The sequence below is a fragment of the Rathayibacter sp. PhB179 genome (assembly GCF_004345345.1).
GTDB lineage: Bacteria > Actinomycetota > Actinomycetes > Actinomycetales > Microbacteriaceae > Rathayibacter > Rathayibacter festucae.
In genome coordinates this window covers 224,398-240,667 of the sequence record NZ_SLVD01000003.1, presented here as the reverse complement: position 1 = coordinate 240,667, position 16,270 = coordinate 224,398, and the positions used below count along the sequence as shown (strand labels likewise).

Genomic DNA, 16,270 nt, shown 5'->3' with positions numbered 1-16,270 from the left:
CGGGCGCAGAACAACGGAGCACCCCCTCAATGAGACGAGCGAAAATCGTCGCCACCCTCGGCCCGGCAACGTCGTCGTACGAGACCATTCGTGCGATCATCGACGCCGGCGTGGACGTGGCCCGCATGAACCTCAGCCACGGCAGCTACGACGTGCACGAGGGCATCTACCGCCTCGTGCGCAAGGCCGCCGAGGACTCCGGTCGCGCCGTCGCGATCATGGTCGACCTGCAGGGCCCCAAGATCCGCCTCGGCAAGTTCGAGGGCGGTCCGTACCCCCTCGCCGAGGGCGACGTCTTCACCATCACCACCGAGGACGTCCTCGGCACCAAGGAGCTCTCGGGCACCACGTTCAAGGGCCTGCCCGACGACGTGAACCCCGGCGACATGCTCCTGATCGACGACGGCAAGGTCGCGGTCCGCGTCACCGCCGTCGAGGGCCCCCGAGTCATCACCGAGTGCGTCGTCCCCGGCAACATCTCGAACAACAAGGGCATCAACCTGCCTGGCGTCGCGGTCAACGTGCCCGCGCTGTCGCAGAAGGACGAGGACGACCTCCGCTGGGCCATCCGCCTCGGCGCGGACATCATCGCGCTCTCCTTCGTGCGCAACGCCAGCGACATCGTCCGCGTGCACGAGATCATGGCGGAGGAGGGCCGCAAGGCCCCCGTCATCGCCAAGATCGAGAAGCCGCAGGCCGTCGACAACCTGCAGGAGATCATCGACGTCTTCGACGGCATCATGGTCGCCCGCGGCGACCTCGGCGTCGAGCTGCCCCTCGAGGCCGTGCCGATCGTGCAGAAGCACGCCGTCGAGCTCGCCCGCCGCTGGGCCAAGCCCGTCATCGTCGCCACCCAGATGCTCGAGTCGATGATCGAGAGCCCGCGCCCCACCCGCGCCGAGGCCTCCGACGTCGCGAACGCCATCCTCGACGGAGCCGACGCGGTCATGCTCTCCGGCGAGACCAGCGTCGGCGCCTGGCCGGTCGTCACCGTCCAGACCATGGCCCGCATCGTCGAGTCGACCGAGGAGCACGGCCTCGAGCGGATCCCCCCGCTCGGCAGCAAGCCGCGCACCCAGGGCGGCTCCGTCACCCTCGCCGCCGCCGAGGTCGCCGAGTTCGTCGAGGCCAAGTTCCTCTGCGTCTTCACCGAGTCCGGCGACTCCGTCCGCCGCATGACCCGCCTGCGCCACGGCATCCCGATCATCGGCTTCACCCCCGAGCCCTCGGTCCGCCGCCGCATGGCGCTCAACTGGGGCGTCCAGTCCTACGTCACGCCCCGCGTGAACCACACGGACGCCATGTTCGCCCAGGTCGACGCCGTCCTCCTCCGCGAGAACCTCGCGAAGGCCGGCGACACCGTCGTCGTCGTCTCCGGATCGCCCCCCGGACGCGCCGGCACCACCAACGACATGCGCGTGCACGTCGTCGGATCCTCCAGCTCCTCCGAGCCGGTGGAGAACTGGGACCACTGAGTTCCTGCAGAAGGGCCCGGTCGCTAGCGCGGCCGGGCCCTTCTGCGACGGACTCCTCGTTCCTCGTCGTCCGTCGGCGGTCGGCTTCGCGACGGGTCGCGCTGGTGGGAGCCGGTCGCGTTCCGGGTACGACGATCCGCTGGCACGCGGATCGCCGGTGACCCTGCGGAGCGGCGGCCGGTCTGCAGGGGTGGCGACCCCTCCGGGGCGCCACGCTCCCGAACTCGGGGCGCCGCTCCCGCTCCTGCTGATCGAGCAGCCGCGCAGCGGCCCCAGCATGCTGGTCGAGTAGCCGCGCAGCGGCGTATCGAGACCCACGCCCGCCAGCGCGTCGGGTGGAAGGGCCGCGGCCCCTTCGGGGCGCGTGCCACTCCTCGCCGCTTGAGCAGCTGCCCACGCCGGCCGAGCGTGCACAGCGGCCCCTTCAGAGGGCCGGGCCTTCCATGCTGATCGAGTGGCCGCCCTTCGGGGGCCGCGCCCTTCCATGCTGGTCGAGTGGCCGCGCAGCGGCGTATCGAGACCCGGCGTCGTCAGCAGGGCGAGTTTGCACACTCGTGCTCGGGCGTGGGTGGATCTACTTGGAAGAGACGCCCGCAGACATGCTGGTCGAGTAGCCCCGCAGGGGCGTATCGAGATTCACCCACCGCATGCACGTTGGCCTCTTCCCCGCCCTGCGCTGGCGCCGGAGGCGCCCCCTCCGCTCGATGCGCCCGCTGCGCGGGCTGCTCGAAGAGCAGGGAGCTCGGGCGTCGCCGCCGGTCCGGGGGCGGCTGCGGGCCGCGCTAGCGTGGGGGCATGCGACTCGGCGTGCTCGACATCGGCTCCAACACGGTCCATCTGCTGCTCGTCGACGCGCACCCGGGGGCGCGGCCCGTGCCGTACCGGTCGCACAAGCGCAGCCTCGCGCTGGTCGCGTACCTCGACGCCGCCGGCGACATCACGGAGGAGGGGCAGCGCGAGCTGATCTCCTTCGTCGCCGAGGCGCACGAGGTCGCCCGCCGCCACCGCGCGGAGGACCTGCTCGCCTTCGCCACCTCCGCGATCCGCGAGGCCGGCAACGGCGCCGCGGTGCTCGAGCGCGTCCGCACCGAGACCGGCGTGCACCTCCAGGAGCTCGGCGGCGAGGCCGAGGCGTCCGCGACCTTCCTCGCCGTGCGCCGCTGGTTCGGCTGGGGCGCCGGCTCGATCCTCGACCTCGACATCGGCGGCGGCTCCTTCGAGCTGTCGATGGGCGTCGACGAGGTGCCCGAGCTCGCCGTCTCGGTGCCGCTCGGGGCCGGCCGCGTCACCCGCGACCTCCTCGACGGCGACCCCGCCTCCGCCACGAGCGTCAAGGCCGCCCGCCGGCACGCCCGCGAGGTGCTCGCCGAGCCCGTCCGCGCCTTCCTCGCCCTCGGCACCCCCGACCTCGTGGCCGGCACCTCGAAGACCTTCCGCTCCCTGGCCCGGATCGCCGGCGCCGCTCCCAGCGCCGCGGGCCCGCTCGCCCGCCGCGAGCTGCACCTCGTCGACCTGCGGCTCTGGTCCTCCCGCCTCGCCGCGATCAGCGCGGCCGACCGCTCGGCGCTGCCCGGCGTCTCCACGCTCCGCGCCCCGCAGCTGCTGGCCGGCGCGCTCGTCGCCGAGGCGGCCATGGAGGCGCTGCACGTCGAGACGCTCGTGATCTGCCCGTGGGCGACCCGCGAAGGCCTGATCATCCGCCGCTTCGAGCTCCTCGACGCGCAGCTGCAGCGCGAGGAGCCTCAGCTGAGCGTGATGCTGTAGGAGAAGGCGCGCTGCTCGCCCGGGGCGAGCACGAACTGCCGCGGCTTGTCGACGATGTCGCCGTCCCAGCCCTCCGGCGTCGGCACGCTCCGCCACGGCTCGATGCAGACGAACGGCGCGCCGACCGGCTTCCAGACGCCGACGACGTCGAAGTCGCCGCTGTCGACCGCGATCGAGCGCGCGCCGTCGGCCTCGAGCGTCAGCGTGCGGCGGCGGGGCTCGTCGAAGATCAGCACGCCCTCCTCGAAGTGCGTGTCGTCCACCGTGAGCACGCCGTCCTCGAGCGGTGCCGGGTGGCGCTCGGCGACGAGCAGGTTCTCGGGAGCCCGGCGGAAGCCCTCCGGCTCGGGCTGCGCGAAGCGGATCCGGTGCTCACCGGTCGCGCCGGGCAGCGGCAGGGCGAACGCCGGGTGGTTGCCGACCGAGGCGCCGAGCGGCTCCGTGCCGCGGTTCTCGACGGTCTGCGTGATCCGCAGCGTCGATCCGGTCACCGCGTAGGCGATCAGCAGCGACCAGTCGAAGGGGAACACCGCGCGGGTCGCGTCGTCGCTGCGCAGCCGGAAGACGGCCTCGTCGCCGCCGACGCCGGCCAGCTCGAAGACGCGATCGCGCGCGAAGCCGTGCTGGCCCATCGGGTGGTCGCGGCCGTCGTGGTGCAGGGTGTCGCCCGGCAGCCGCCCGATGATCGGGAAGAGCACGGGCGCGTGCCGGCGCCACTCGGGGCCGGCCTGCCAGAGGTACTCGCGGTTCTCGGTGTCGCGGAGGGAGGTCATCTCGGCGCCCGCGGTCGTCAGCGCCACGCGCAGCTCGTCGCTGCCGATCGCGAGGACGGTGGGCTCGGGGGAGTCGTTGCTGCTCATCCTCCGATTCTGCCGCTGACCCGGGCCGGCGCGGGGACGGGCGCCGCATCGACCGCGGATCGGTGTCGGACCGGCGTGACAGCATGGGGCGATGCCTCCCGAGAAGTCCGCCGCCTCCTGGCGCGCCCGCGTGGGCGAGCTCAGCGGCGGCGAGCCCGGAGAGCCGACTCCGACCCTCACGCCGATCGGCCTGCAGTTCGAGCTGCGCCGCCTGGTCCGGCGCGCCGACGACCCGTGGCGCGCGCCGACGAGCGAGCGCGTCACCGCCGCGACCTACGACCCCGCCGAGCGCGACGACCACCGCCTCGCCACCCGCCCGGTCGTGCCCGGCCGCGGCGGCGCCTGGAACCGGACGACCCTCACCTGGAAGTCGCTCAACTTCCAGACCCACCGGCTCTCGCTGGATCCGGCGCATCAGCGCTGGTTCGCCGAGTTCGCCGCGCTGCACCGGGCCACCCGCACCGTGCACCTCGGCCAGGACCCGGACTGGATCCACCTCGACGACTACGAGAGCCCGCTGCTCTGGCGGCTGCTCGAGCAGGCGGAGGGCCTGCGCATTCCGCTGCTGACCACCGGCACGGGTGCTCTCACGCGCTCCGCCTCCGCGCACGTCGCCCTGGTCGCCTCCGAGCTGGCCGGCGCCCTGGAGCTCACCCCCGTCCTCCGGCTCGACGTCGGCGAGCGCCCGCTCGAGGCCGCGAGGCCCATCGCCCGGCACGGCGTCTACCTGGTGGAGTCCGGCGACCCGACCGCGCTGCTGCTCGCGCCGACCCCGCAGCCGCTCGACGAGGAGGAGCTGCGGCTGCTCCGCCATCCCGAGCCGACGGGCATCCCGGCGGAGGACGTCGCCGAGTTCCTGGCGGAGCACCTGCCGACCCTGCGCGGCCGCGTCGCCGTGCGGAGCGCGGACGCCGGGGTGGAGCTCGACGAGCCCGAGCCGCCGCGGCTGGTCTGCACCGTCTCGTTCGAGCCGCGCCGCGTCGTCCGGGTCGGCTTCCACTGGCGGCGGAGCGCCGACCGCGCCCGCGAACTCGAAGGAGCCGGTGACGACGCGCTCGAGGTGTCGATCCTCCGCCGCGCCCGGACCGTCCTGGCGGCCGCGCAGTCGGACGTCGTCCCCGACGTCGACCGGCCCGCGGTCCTGCGCGGCGCGGCGGCGGCGGTCTTCGTCGTCGAGCAGCTGCCGCTCCTGGAGGGCGTCGGCGGCGTGCGGATCGAGCGCGAGGGCAAGCAGCCCGACTACCGGCTGCTCAACGGACCGCTCACGCTCACTCTCACCGCGGCCGACACCGAGAGCGCCGACTGGTTCGACCTCGGCGTCGTCGTCACGATCGGCGACGCGAGCGTCCCCTTCGGCCCGCTGTTCCGCGCGCTCGCGAACGGCGGCGACCGGATCCGGCTCGTCGACCACTCCTACCTCTCGCTCGCGCACCCGGGCCTCGACCGGCTCCGCGAGCTGCTGCAGCGCGCGGACGAGCTGGAGGAGTGGGAGACCGGCCCGCGGATCGGCCGGCACCAGACCGCGCTCTGGGAGGAGCTGGACGAGCTCGCCGACGCGAGCACCGCCTCCGATGCCTGGAAGGTCGTGCTCGACAACGCTCTGGCCGCGGGTGCGCCGGTCGACGTCGAGCCGCCGGCCGGCCTCACCGGCGAGCTTCGCTCGTACCAGCGCGAGGGCTACTCCTGGCTCGTGCACCGCCGCCGCCATGGGCTCGGCGGGATCCTCGCCGACGACATGGGGCTGGGCAAGACGCTGCAGACCCTCGCGATGATGCTGCAGGCGGTGGAGGAGGCGCGCGCCGCCGGAGTCCGCGCCGCGCCGTTCCTCGTGGTCGCGCCGACCTCGGTGCTGCCCGGCTGGCTCTCGGAGGCGGCGCGCTTCGCCCCCTCCCTCCGGATCGCGGCGGTGACCAGCACCCGCGAGGGGCGCGGCGACAGCCTCGCCGCCCTGCCGGCCGACCTCGACGTCGTGGTCACCAGCTACGCGGTGCTCCGCCTGGCCGGCGAGCAGTGGGCCGAGCGGGAGTGGTCGGCGCTCGTCCTCGACGAGGCGCAGTTCGTGAAGAACCCGTCCTCGCAGGCGCACCAGGCCGCCCGCGGCGTCGGCGCGCCGATCACCCTCGCCCTCACCGGCACGCCGCTCGAGAACTCGCTCGACGAGCTGTGGGCGGTCCTCGCGCTGACCGCGCCCGGTCTCCTGCCGTCGCTCCGGCGCTTCCGGGAGGAGTTCACCCGCCCGATCGTGCACGCGGACGAGCCGGTCGGCATCGTCTCGCCGGACCTGTCGGCGGGGCGCACGGTCTCGCACTCCGAGGGAGCGCGGCGGCGTCTCGACCGGCTGCGGCGCCGGATCCGCCCGTTCCTGCTGCGCCGGACGAAGGAGGCGGTGGCGCCCGAGCTGCCCGAGAAGCAGGAGCAGACCCTCGAGGTCACCCTCGCCCCGAGCCACCGCGTGCTCTACGACGGCTATCTGCAGCGCGAGCGGCGGAAGCTCCTCGGGCTCGTCGACGACCTCGACCGCCAGCGCTTCACCGTGTTCCGCTCCCTCACGCTGCTGCGGTTGCTCGCCCTGGACGCCTCGCTGGTCGATCCCGCGTACCGGCACGTGCCCTCGGCCAAGCTCGACGCGCTGATCGAGCAGCTCGACGACGTGCTGGCGGAGGGGCGCCGAGCGCTCGTCTTCAGCACCTTCACCTCGTACCTGGAGCGGGCGGCCGAGCGGCTGCGGCGGCGGGGGATCCCGTTCGTGCAGCTCGACGGCTCCACCCGCGACCGGGGTGCGGTGATCGACGAGTTCCGCTCCGGAGCCGCGCCGGTGTTCCTGATCAGCCTGAAGGCGGGCGGGACGGGGCTCACGCTGACCGAGGCCGACCACGTCTTCATCCTCGACCCCTGGTGGAACCCAGCCGCCGAGGCCCAGGCGGTGGACCGCGCGCACCGGATCGGCCAGGAGCGCCGGGTCAACGTCTACCGGCTGGTGGCGAAGGACACGATCGAGGAGAAGATCGTCCGGCTGAAGGAGCGCAAGGCGCGCCTGAGCACCGCCGTCCTCGACGAGGGCGAGCTGTTCGCGCAGGCGCTCACCGCCGACGACCTGCGGGAGCTGCTGGGGGAGTGAGGCGGGCCCGGCACCCCCGGCGTGATCCGAGGAGCTCGGACGAGCCCCGCGGCCCGGGAACCTCGTGCCCTGTAGCACCCCTGGCGGAGTGAGGGAAGAGACGGTCGCACCCAGGATCCGAGCGCAGACTCGATGGATGAGCCGACGCCGTCCCCGCCCCCGCCCCGACTGGGTCGCCGCCCTCGAGACGGGCGACGACGCGGGACTGTTCGGCCCCGGCAGCGCCGTCTGGGCGGTCAACGGCGCGATGCCGACGATGGTCGCCGGCGTCCGCGCCCTGCTGATGCAGACGCTGCACGCGGGCGCGATGGCCGGCGTGCACGACCACTCCCGCTACCGCGAGGACCCGATGGGCCGCCTCGACAACACCGTGCGCTGGGTGCTCACCACCAGCTTCGGCGACACCGCCACCGCCTCCGGAGCCGCCCGCTGGGTGACCGGAGTGCACGAGCGGATCGTCGGCACCTACCAGGACGCGGCCGACGTCGAGCGGCACTACTCGGCGCAGGATCCGCGGCTGCTGCTCTGGGTGCACGACGCTTTCACCGACGCGTTCCTCGGCGCGCACCAGCTGTGGGGCGGCCCGATCCCGGGCGGTGCCGACGCCTACGTCCGCGAGTGGGCCGCGTCGGGCCGCCTGCTCGGGGTGGAGAACCCGCCCGAGAGCGTCGCCGAGCTGCGCGAGCAGCTGGCCGGGTTCGCGGGCGAGCTGCGTCCCGACGAGCGCGTGCACGAGGCGGTCGAGTTCCTCCGGACGGTGAAGCTCCCCGGGGAGGCCGGGCTGATCTACCCGCTGCTCTTCGCCGGCGCCACCGCGTCGCTGTCGCCCGAGGTGCGCCGCCTCCTCGGCCTCCGCCGCCCGTGGTGGCCCGCGATCACCGCGACCCGCCTGCTGATGCGCTCCCTCGAGCTCTACCTCGGCACGGTGTCGCCCAGCGAGCGCGCGGCACGCACCCGCCTCGGCCGCCTCGCCGCGACCCGCACCGCTGCGAGCTGACCCGGGCTCGGACGCCGCCGTTCTGCCGCGGCCCATTCCGCGCACCTCCGGCTCGCGGAATCGCTCCCGGCACGCCGGAACCGCTCGTTCCCGTGTGCCGAACCCGCTTCTACGAGCCGGAGGTGGCGCGCGGAGCAGCCGACTGCCCGTTCGGCTCGCAGAATCACGTCCGGCACGTCGGATCGGCTCGTTCCCGCGTGCCGAACCCGCTTCCGCGAGCCGGAGGTGGCGCGCGGAGTGGCCGCGTACCCGTTCGGCTCGCGGAATCACGTCGGGCACGTCGGACCAGCTCGTCCCCGCGTGCCGAAGTCGGTTCCGAGTGCCACAGGTGATGGCGCGAGCAGCCGCGCACGCCTCCGGCTCGCTGAAACGCGTCGGGCACGACGGATCCACCGGATCCCGCGGGCCGAACCACTTCTCGCGAGCCGGAGCCGACCGGCCCACCAGTTCGCCGGGTTTTCCGAACACCTGTCCGGGAAGTGGTAGACTGCCGGAGATGTCTTCCGCTCGAGCCGCCTCTCCGCACGGAGTGGAGGCACCCGTCACCCCGGGGCCCGCGTCGGCCGATCCGCGCACGCGCCGCACCCGCCGCCGGGTCTTCGACGCGGTCGAGCGGCTCGTCATGCAGACCGACGGCGGTCGCGCCGAGGGCATCGCGGTCAGCGACATCGTCCGCGAGGCCGGCATCAGCCGCAGCTCGTTCTACTCGCACTTCGAGGACGCGGCGGCCGTCGCCTCCGCCCTCCTCCGCGAGGACCTCGTCGTCGCGGACGTCGCCGCTCCCGACCCCGCGGACGGCTCCGGCGCCCGCGCGCTCCGGCGCGGCTACGTCCGCCTCGTCGACCGGCTGGTCGACCGGCACGCCTTCCACGCCCGCCTCCGCGCCCGCGCCTCGGCCCGCGTCGCCTCGGACGACGCCGTCCTCGACACCGTGCTCGCCCTGCATCGCGAGGTGCTCGCCCGCGTCGACGTCCCCGCCGGCGTCGATCCCGAGCTGACGGCGACCTTCGCGGCCGGCGGCGTGCTCGCCGTGGTCGGCGCCTGGCTCGCGGGCGGCCTCGACGGCACCGACGAGGAGCTCGTCGAGCAGCTCGTCGCGCTCCTCCCGCCCTGGCTGGCCGACGCGCCGCTGCGGGCCCCGGACTCCTCCTCCCTCCCACCACGCCCCACGATGAAAGGCACGACATGATGACATTCGAGGTCGGCGAGACCCTGGTCTACCCGCACCACGGAGCGGTGACGATCACCGGGCTCGAGAAGCGCTCGGTCAAGGGCGTCGAGAAGACGTTCATGACGATGAACGTGCACACCAGCGAGCTCACGATCACCCTGCCCGTCGAGAACGCCGAGCTCGTGGGGGTCCGCGAGATCATCGACGACGCCGGCGTGCAGGCCGTTTACGACGTGCTCCGCAGCGACGTGGCCGAGGAGGCCAGCAACTGGTCGCGCCGGTTCAAGGCCAACCAGGAGAAGATGGCGAGCGGCAGCGTCTACCGCGTCAGCGAGGTCGTCCGCGACCTCTGGCGCCGCGAGCAGGCCGGCGGAGTCTCGGCCGGCGAGAAGCGCATGCTGCTGAAGGCCCGCCAGATCCTGGTCTCGGAGCTCTCGCTCGCGCTGAAGGCCACCGACGAGGAGGCCTCCGCGAAGCTCGACGAGGTCCTCGCCTCGGCGATCTGATCCGCCCCGACGGCGCGTCCACCCTCCGGGGCGGGCGCGCCGTCGGCGTCTCCGGACCCCGGCTCGCCCCCGTCGTCAGCCGTCCTAGGCTGGTGGAGCCGGCCGGACGCGGTCGCGTGCAGGGGAGCGGACGGGAGCGCGGTCGATGACGGCATCGGACGAGGCGACGAGCGCCGCCGCCGCGCTGCAGGAGCTGCTCGCGCAGACCGTCGTCGAGCTCGAGCTCCGCGGTGTGCCCGATCAGGCCCTCGCCGAGCTCCGCCGGCCGCGCGCGATCCTCGGCTTCCGCCGCGCGCCCGTGATGGCCCCGGTCACCCGGGCCTGGCGACTCGGCGTCCTGCTGCTCGGGCACGACGGCGACGTCTTCGCGACCGGCTCGGTCACCCGCTCCGTCGCGCCGCTGCACGCCAACAACCAGTCGGAGTCGCAGGAGGCGCGCCGGGAGATCCGGAAGGCCGCCTTCGACGGACCCTTCCAGGAGGGCGAGATCGTCAACCACGGCTGGCGCCGCCTGGCGATCGACGCCGAGAGCCTCGCCGCCGGTCAGGAGCCGCTGTCGCTCCGCGGCGACCGGGTGGTGGTCCGCTGGGCACCCGGTCTCGGCGAGCAGGGCCTCATGCCGCTCGAGCGCTACCTCGCCGACCGGCTCGACCTGCTCGAGGGGGCGTAGGAGCCGACCGCTCCGGCCGACTCCGCCGCGTCACTCCTCTTCGGCGACCGGGTGGAACCAGGGCGGATAGACCGCGACGCGGGGAGAGGCCCCGCTGTTCTCGAACATCGCCTTGACCTTGTTCTTCATGGTGACCGACGGCACGCCGACGACGGCGATCTCCTCGATCGGGAAGCGGTCCGGCACGAGCGCCTCGGCGCTGCGCAGCGCGGGCTCGTCGACGAGGAGCCGCGCGAAGGTGCGCACGAGGGCGTCGCCCTCGGTGAAGCGGGTGAGCACGTGCGACGCGTCGCCGTCGCTCAGCACGGGCGCGGAGGACAGCGAGCCGACCAGGACGACGAACTGCGACGCGGTGGTGGTGTGCGCGCGGGGGGACCAGTGCGGGAGCACGCGGTCGCCGCGGAGGTCGGCCCAGAGCGCGGCGTCGGGGGAGAGGAAGAACGGGACGTAGCCGGCGACGCTGACGCCGTCCTTGACCTGGACCGCGCGGCGGTGCTCGCGGGTCGTCTCGGCGCTGACGTCGACCGCGGGGCGGCCCTCGAGGTTCTGGTCGGCCAGGACGGCGCCGGCGGCGACGATCGCCTCGAGGTTGTCGAGGTGGGTCACGTGGTAGATGCGCTGCGCGGTGATGTCCACCTGGGGGAGCGGCTTCTCGCGGGCGGTGCCGCGGGCGGCGGCGCGCGCGGTGGCCGCACGGGACGTCCCGGGCACGCGCACCGGAGCCCGGGTGCGGCCCTGCGGCTCGGGGAGCTTGGCGGGGGAGCAGACGTCGCAGAGAGCGATGTCCAGACCGTGGATGCATTCTTCGGGCACGCGTGTAATCCTTCTGCGCGCGGTCTCGGGATTCCGGCGCAAGGTCGACGTTACGCGACCGCGGCGACCCCGTGCCGTCCCGGCGGTGATCCGCGGACCTCCGACGTGCCCGGCCGCGCATCGCCTGGGAGCGGGAGAGGCGCCGCCGCCCGCCCGCGTAGCGTGGGCCGGATGAAGCGCACACCCCCCGCCGAGGGACAGGAATCCGTCTGGGACTACCCGCGACCGCCCAGGGTCGAGCCGACCGCCGAGCACGTCGTGGTCCGGCTCGGCGGCGTCGTCGTCGCCGACACCCGGGAGGCGTTCCGCGTCCTCGAGACCAGCCACCCGCCCGTCTACTACCTGCCGCGCAGCGCGTTCGCGGAGGGCGCGCTCGAGCCCGCCCCCGGTCGCAGCATCTGCGAGTTCAAGGGCGCGGCCTCCTACCTGACGGTGCGCGGCGGCGAGGCCGTCGCCGAGGCGGCCGGCTGGATCTACCCCGAGCCGATGCCGGGCTTCGAGCAGCTCGTCGACACGGTCGCGCTCTACCCGGGGCGGATGGACTCCTGCACCGTCGACGGCGAGACCGTGCAGCCGCAGCCGGGCGACTTCTACGGCGGCTGGATCACCTCCCGCGTGGTCGGACCGTTCAAGGGCGCGCCGGGAACGATGTTCTGGTGACGCTCCGGCGGCTCCGGCGTAACGGCGGGTAACCGCCCGACGCGCCGCCCTCCTCCTCTGCCACGGTGGTGGCCACTGCCGGAGGGCGGGCACGAGGGAGGCGGATCATGGCACGGCACGGGCACGCGAGCGAGGACGGCTGGGGCTTCTCGACCCGGCAGCTGCACGCCGGAGCGGTCGAGGACGCGCTGCACGCGCGGCGCACCCCGATCTACCTCACGGCCGGCTTCAGCTTCGACTCCTTCGACGAGGCGCGCGACCGCTTCGCCGGCGCGGACGGCTACACCTACACCCGGGTCGGCAACCCGACCACCGACGCCGTCGAGCGCCGCCTCGCCGCCCTCGAGGGCGGCGTCGAGGCGCTCCTGGTCGGCAGCGGTCAGGCGGCCGTCTCGGTCGCCCTGCTCGCGCTCGCCTCGGCCGGAGACCACGTGGTCGCCGCAGCGAGCCTCTACGAGGGCACCCGCAACCTCCTGCTGGAGAACCTCGCCCGCCTCGGCGTCGGCGCCACGTTCGTCGAGGACGCCGACGATCCGCTCGCCTGGGCCACCGCGATCACCCCGCGCACCCGCGCCGTCCTGATCGAATCGATCCCGAATCCGCGCAACGACGTGGTGGACGTCCGGCTCGTCGCCGAGGTCGCGCACCGCGCCGGTGTCCCCGTGGTCGTCGACAACACCTTCGCGACCCCGTACCTCCTCCGCCCGCTCGAGCACGGGGCCGACATCGTCGTGCACTCGGCGAGCAAGTTCCTGGCCGGGCACGGCGCCGTCATCGCCGGCGTGATCGTGGACGGCGGCCGCTTCGACTGGCGCACGCCGCACTATCCGCACCTCGCCGCCGCGATCGAGCGCGGTGGCGACCCCGAGCGAGCCTTCGCCGACTACGCCCGCCACGTCGTCGCCGGCCGGATGGGTCCGACCGTCTCGCCGCTCACCGCCTTCCTGCTCGAGCAGGGCCTCGAGACGCTGTCGCTGCGGGTCCGCCACCAGTCGCCAGCGCCCTCGCCGTCGCGCGCTGGCTGGAGGAGCGGCCCGAAGTCGCGAGCGTCGACTACAGCGGACTCGCCTCCAGCCCCTCGCACGCGCTCGCCCGCCGCCTGCTGCCGCGCGGGCAGGGCTCGGTCTTCTCCTTCACGCTGCACGGCGGCGAGGAGGCGGCTCGCCGCTTCTCCGACGCGCTCGGCCTCTTCACCCGGATGACCCACCTCGGCGACGTCCGCTCGCTCGTGCTGCACCCGGCCTCGACCACGCACGTCGCCCGCACCGCCGAGCAGCTCGAGGCCGCGGGGATCGGCCCCGGTCTGCTGCGGCTCTCCATCGGCATCGAGGACGTCGAGGACCTCCTCGCCGACCTCGAGCTCGGGCTGCGCGCCGCGGCCGTCCGGCCGCTCGTGCTGGCGGAGGCGTCGTGAGCCGGCCGCAGCACTTCGCCTGGTTCCTCTCCCGGGGCTTCGGGCCGCAGGCCTGGGGGCAGCCCGGCTGGGAGTGGGACCACTCCTGGACGACGGCCGAGGTCTACCGGCGCAGCGCCCGCGAGCTCGAGCAGGCCGGCTTCGACCTCGTCATCATCGAGGACGCGCTGTCGCTCGGGAACGCGAGCACCCTCGACCTCCGGATCCGCCGGGCCTACGGCGGGCCCAAGCACGACCCGCTGCTGCTGGCGCCGTCGCTCTTCGAGGCGACGCAGCACCTCGGCGTCGCGCCGACCGTGAACCCGATGGCCTACAGCCCGTACCAGGCGGCGCGCCAGTTCGCCACGCTGCAGCACCTCAGCGGCGGCCGGCTCGGGCTCAACGTCGTCACCGACGTCGGCAGCAGCCGGCACTTCGGCCTCGAGCCGCTGCCGCACGACGGCGCCTACGACCGCGCGCACGAGTGGCTCGACTCGCTGCGCGAGCTCTGGCGCAGCTGGGACGACGGCGCGCTGATCCAGGACGAGGCGACCGGCCGCTTCGCCGACGGCGACCGGCTGCGCGCGCTGCAGCACCGCGGGACGCACTACTCCTTCGACGGCCCGCTGAACGCGCTGCCGTTCGGCACCGGGTCCTCCTCGGCCGCCGCCGGCCCGGGCGAGCCGGTCATCGTCTCGCCCGGCGGCTCGCCGCGCGGCATCGACTTCGCCGGCGCGCAGTCCGAGATCCAGCTGGCCCTCGCCTCGCTCGACACCGCGACGGTGCGCGCCTACCGCGAGCGGGCCCGCGCCGCGGCCGCCGCGCACGGCCGGAACCCCGACGACCTCACCATCCTCTTCGTCTTCAAGCCGATCATCGTCTCGAGCCGGGAGGAGGCGCAGCGCCTCGTCGACGCCTCCGCCCACCCCGACGACGCGGCGCTGCTCACCGCCGCGGCCGCCTGGTCGAGCGACCTCGAGACCGACCTGACCGCGCTGGACCTCGACCGCCCGGTCGACCCGGCGGTCTTCGGCGAGCACGTCTCGCGCGGCAGCATCGCCGGCCTCTACGGCGGTGCCGACGAGGACGCTCCGCTGCGCGCCCTGCTCACCGCGAAGGCCCGGCTCGGCCTGATCGCCGGCCGCAGCGGAGTGGTGGGCACCGCGGAGGAGGTCGCCGACTTCGTCCAGGAGCTCGGCGACGACGCGGACAACGACGGCGTCGCGTTCTCCGGCGACTTCCACCCGGTGACGCTGCACCGGATGCTCGACGAGCTGGTGCCGATCCTGCGCCGCCGCGGGATCCTGCGGCGGGAGTACCCCGGGGGTGGCCTGCGCGGGAGCCTCGCGGAGTTCTGAGCGGCTCGGCTCGCCGGTTCTCGCTAGGAGTCCGCCGCCGGCTCGGCGATCAGGAGCGCACGGGCCGCCTCGAGGCCGGACACCTCGAGCGCCCACTCCGGGCGGCGGAACGTCTCGGGCGTGACGCGGAACCGGATCTCCTCGACCGCCACTCCGTCGGCGCCGACCGTGCGCTGGGTGCCGTTGGGCTCGTAGCCGAGCCCGGTCGACACCCGGATCGACGCCGTGTTCCAGGCCAGCGCGCTGCTCTCCGCCACCTCCGCACCGAGGTGGTCGAAGGCGAGCAGCAGGGCCGCCGCCCGCATCTCCCGGCCGAGACCGCGCCCCTGCGCCGCGCGCGTGAGCCACGAGCCGGAGGAGACGGTTCGCCGCGCCGCGAACTCGTCGGCGAGCAGGTCCTGGCAGCCGATCACCGCGCCGTCCTCGACGATCGCGAAGGCCACGCGCCAGGAGTCCGGCCGCGTCGCCGCACGGAGCGACCACTGGTAGCGGGCGAGATCGGCGGGCAGCTGCTCGGCGGGCGCCTCGGCCCAGGCCGCGGGGAACGGCGATCGGCCGGGTTCGTGGATCCCGGCGACGGCGGCCGCGGCGAGGGCCGGCAGATCGGCGTCGCGGACCGGGTGCAGCTCGAGGCGCGGCGTGCGCAGCACGAGGGAGAAGAGCGGCCAGGCCGCCGAGGAATCGTCCATCCGACGACGCTAGCGAAGTGGCGACGCGCGCGGGGCGCCTGCGGTACCGGTGGTGGGACTCGAACCCACAAGCCCTCTCGGACAGAGCATTTTGAGTGCCCCGCGTCTGCCATTCCGCCACACCGGCTCATCACGAGCCTGTCGAGAATACCGTAGGCTCTTCGGCGTGACAGACCAGGAAACTCCGCAGACCGCACCCCGTCGGGTCGTCGTCGCAGAGGACGAATCGCTCATCCGCATGGACATCGTGGAGATCCTCCGCGACAACGGCTTCGAGGTCGTCGGTGAGGCGGGCGACGGCGAGACGGCCGTGGCCCTCGCCACGGAGCTGCGCCCCGATCTGGTGATCATGGACGTGAAGATGCCCCAGCTCGACGGCATCTCCGCCGCCGAGCGCCTCTCGAAGGCGCACATCGCTCCCGTCGTCCTGCTGACCGCCTTCAGCCAGAAGGAGCTGGTCGAGCGCGCGAGCGAGGCCGGCGCGCTGGCCTACGTGGTCAAGCCGTTCACGCCGAACGACCTGCTGCCGGCGATCGAGATCGCCCTCTCCCGCTACGCGCAGATCCTCACCCTCGAGGCCGAGGTCGCCGACATGGTCGAGCGCTTCGAGACCCGCAAGCTCGTCGACCGGGCCAAGGGCCTGCTCAACGAGAAGATGGGCCTCTCCGAGCCCGAGGCGTTCCGCTGGATCCAGAAGGCGTCGATGGACCGCCGCCTCACCATGCACGACGTCGCCCAGGCGATCATCGAGCAGCTCAGCCCCAAGAAGTAGGGCGGCGGCGGCCCGAGGGCCGCG

At 73.9% G+C, this 16,270-nt stretch carries 13 protein-coding genes, 1 tRNA gene and 1 pseudogene; 11 read left to right on the top strand and 4 right to left on the bottom strand.

Annotated features, from left to right (window positions below; all coding sequences use genetic code 11):
* The first annotated feature begins 29 nt into the window (after nt 1–29).
* Together pyk and EDF43_RS08330 are read left to right on the top strand one after the other, a co-directional pair.
* The gene (pyk, locus tag EDF43_RS08335; protein WP_123446241.1) at nt 30–1,475 is read left to right on the top strand and encodes a pyruvate kinase; all 1,446 of its coding nucleotides are present in this window, start codon (nt 30–32) and stop codon (nt 1,473–1,475) included.
* Nucleotides 1,476–2,270: 795 nt separating this feature from the next.
* On the top strand, nt 2,271–3,239 hold the full coding sequence (locus EDF43_RS08330) for a Ppx/GppA family phosphatase (RefSeq protein WP_127886888.1): 969 nt from the start codon (nt 2,271–2,273) through the stop codon (nt 3,237–3,239).
* Here the strand turns inward: EDF43_RS08330 and EDF43_RS08325 are convergent.
* Nucleotides 3,218–4,099 (bottom strand): aldose 1-epimerase family protein, encoded by an 882-nt coding sequence (locus EDF43_RS08325; RefSeq protein ID WP_132436260.1) that lies wholly within the window; start codon nt 4,097–4,099, stop codon nt 3,218–3,220. The two genes, EDF43_RS08330 and EDF43_RS08325, sit on opposite strands and share 22 nt — an antisense overlap.
* 91 nt (nt 4,100–4,190) lie before the next feature.
* On the opposite strand from EDF43_RS08325, the gene EDF43_RS08320 reads away from it, so the two are divergent.
* From EDF43_RS08320 to EDF43_RS08300, 5 genes are all read left to right on the top strand, one after another.
* A complete protein-coding gene (locus tag EDF43_RS08320; protein WP_132436259.1) occupies nt 4,191–7,217 on the top strand; it encodes a DEAD/DEAH box helicase in 3,027 nt (1,008 codons plus the stop codon).
* A 136-nt stretch (nt 7,218–7,353) separates the two neighbouring features.
* Complete coding sequence (locus EDF43_RS08315) at nt 7,354–8,214, top strand: oxygenase MpaB family protein (protein WP_132436258.1); 861 nt, start codon at nt 7,354–7,356, stop codon at nt 8,212–8,214.
* A 496-nt stretch (nt 8,215–8,710) separates the two neighbouring features.
* Nucleotides 8,711–9,403: a TetR/AcrR family transcriptional regulator gene (locus EDF43_RS08310; RefSeq protein WP_132436257.1), complete on the top strand. Its 693-nt coding sequence runs from the start codon at nt 8,711–8,713 to the stop codon at nt 9,401–9,403.
* Nucleotides 9,403–9,891, top strand: a complete 489-nt coding sequence (locus EDF43_RS08305) for a CarD family transcriptional regulator (RefSeq protein WP_123446565.1) — start codon at nt 9,403–9,405, stop codon at nt 9,889–9,891. The genes EDF43_RS08310 and EDF43_RS08305 overlap by 1 nt, the downstream gene beginning before the upstream one ends.
* 145 nt (nt 9,892–10,036) lie before the next feature.
* Nucleotides 10,037–10,561 carry a hypothetical protein gene (locus tag EDF43_RS08300; protein WP_123735810.1) on the top strand — a complete coding sequence of 175 codons (525 nt, stop codon included), beginning with the start codon at nt 10,037–10,039 and terminating at the stop codon, nt 10,559–10,561.
* Between the two features lie 30 nt (nt 10,562–10,591).
* Here the strand turns inward: EDF43_RS08300 and EDF43_RS08295 are convergent, their stop codons facing one another.
* Nucleotides 10,592–11,374 carry a DarT ssDNA thymidine ADP-ribosyltransferase family protein gene (locus EDF43_RS08295; protein WP_159422559.1) on the bottom strand — a complete coding sequence of 261 codons (783 nt, stop codon included), beginning with the start codon at nt 11,372–11,374 and terminating at the stop codon, nt 10,592–10,594.
* A 171-nt stretch (nt 11,375–11,545) separates the two neighbouring features.
* On the opposite strand from EDF43_RS08295, the gene EDF43_RS08290 reads away from it, so the two are divergent.
* The 3 genes and pseudogenes from EDF43_RS08290 to EDF43_RS08280 all read left to right on the top strand — a co-directional run bounded on the left by EDF43_RS08290 (nt 11,546) and on the right by EDF43_RS08280 (nt 14,785).
* Entirely contained in the window at nt 11,546–12,034 is a 489-nt protein-coding gene (locus EDF43_RS08290; RefSeq protein WP_132436256.1) for a DUF427 domain-containing protein, read from the top strand.
* A gap of 107 nt (nt 12,035–12,141) precedes the next feature.
* A pseudogene (locus EDF43_RS08285) lies at nt 12,142–13,448 on the top strand (PLP-dependent transferase).
* On the top strand, nt 13,445–14,785 hold the full coding sequence (locus EDF43_RS08280) for an LLM class flavin-dependent oxidoreductase (RefSeq protein WP_132436255.1): 1,341 nt from the start codon (nt 13,445–13,447) through the stop codon (nt 14,783–14,785). The pseudogene EDF43_RS08285 and the gene EDF43_RS08280 overlap by 4 nt, the downstream one beginning before the upstream one ends.
* A gap of 23 nt (nt 14,786–14,808) precedes the next feature.
* Here EDF43_RS08280 and EDF43_RS08275 read toward each other — a convergent pair whose 3' ends face one another.
* Together EDF43_RS08275 and EDF43_RS08270 are read right to left on the bottom strand one after the other, a co-directional pair.
* On the bottom strand, nt 14,809–15,474 hold the full coding sequence (locus EDF43_RS08275; protein ID WP_132436254.1) for a GNAT family protein: 666 nt from the start codon (nt 15,472–15,474) through the stop codon (nt 14,809–14,811).
* Nucleotides 15,475–15,518: 44 nt separating this feature from the next.
* Nucleotides 15,519–15,601 (bottom strand) — tRNA-Leu (locus EDF43_RS08270).
* Between the two features lie 39 nt (nt 15,602–15,640).
* On the opposite strand from EDF43_RS08270, the gene EDF43_RS08265 reads away from it, so the two are divergent.
* Nucleotides 15,641–16,246: a response regulator gene (locus EDF43_RS08265; protein ID WP_123446252.1), complete on the top strand. Its 606-nt coding sequence runs from the start codon at nt 15,641–15,643 to the stop codon at nt 16,244–16,246.
* Nucleotides 16,247–16,270: the final 24 nt, after the last annotated feature.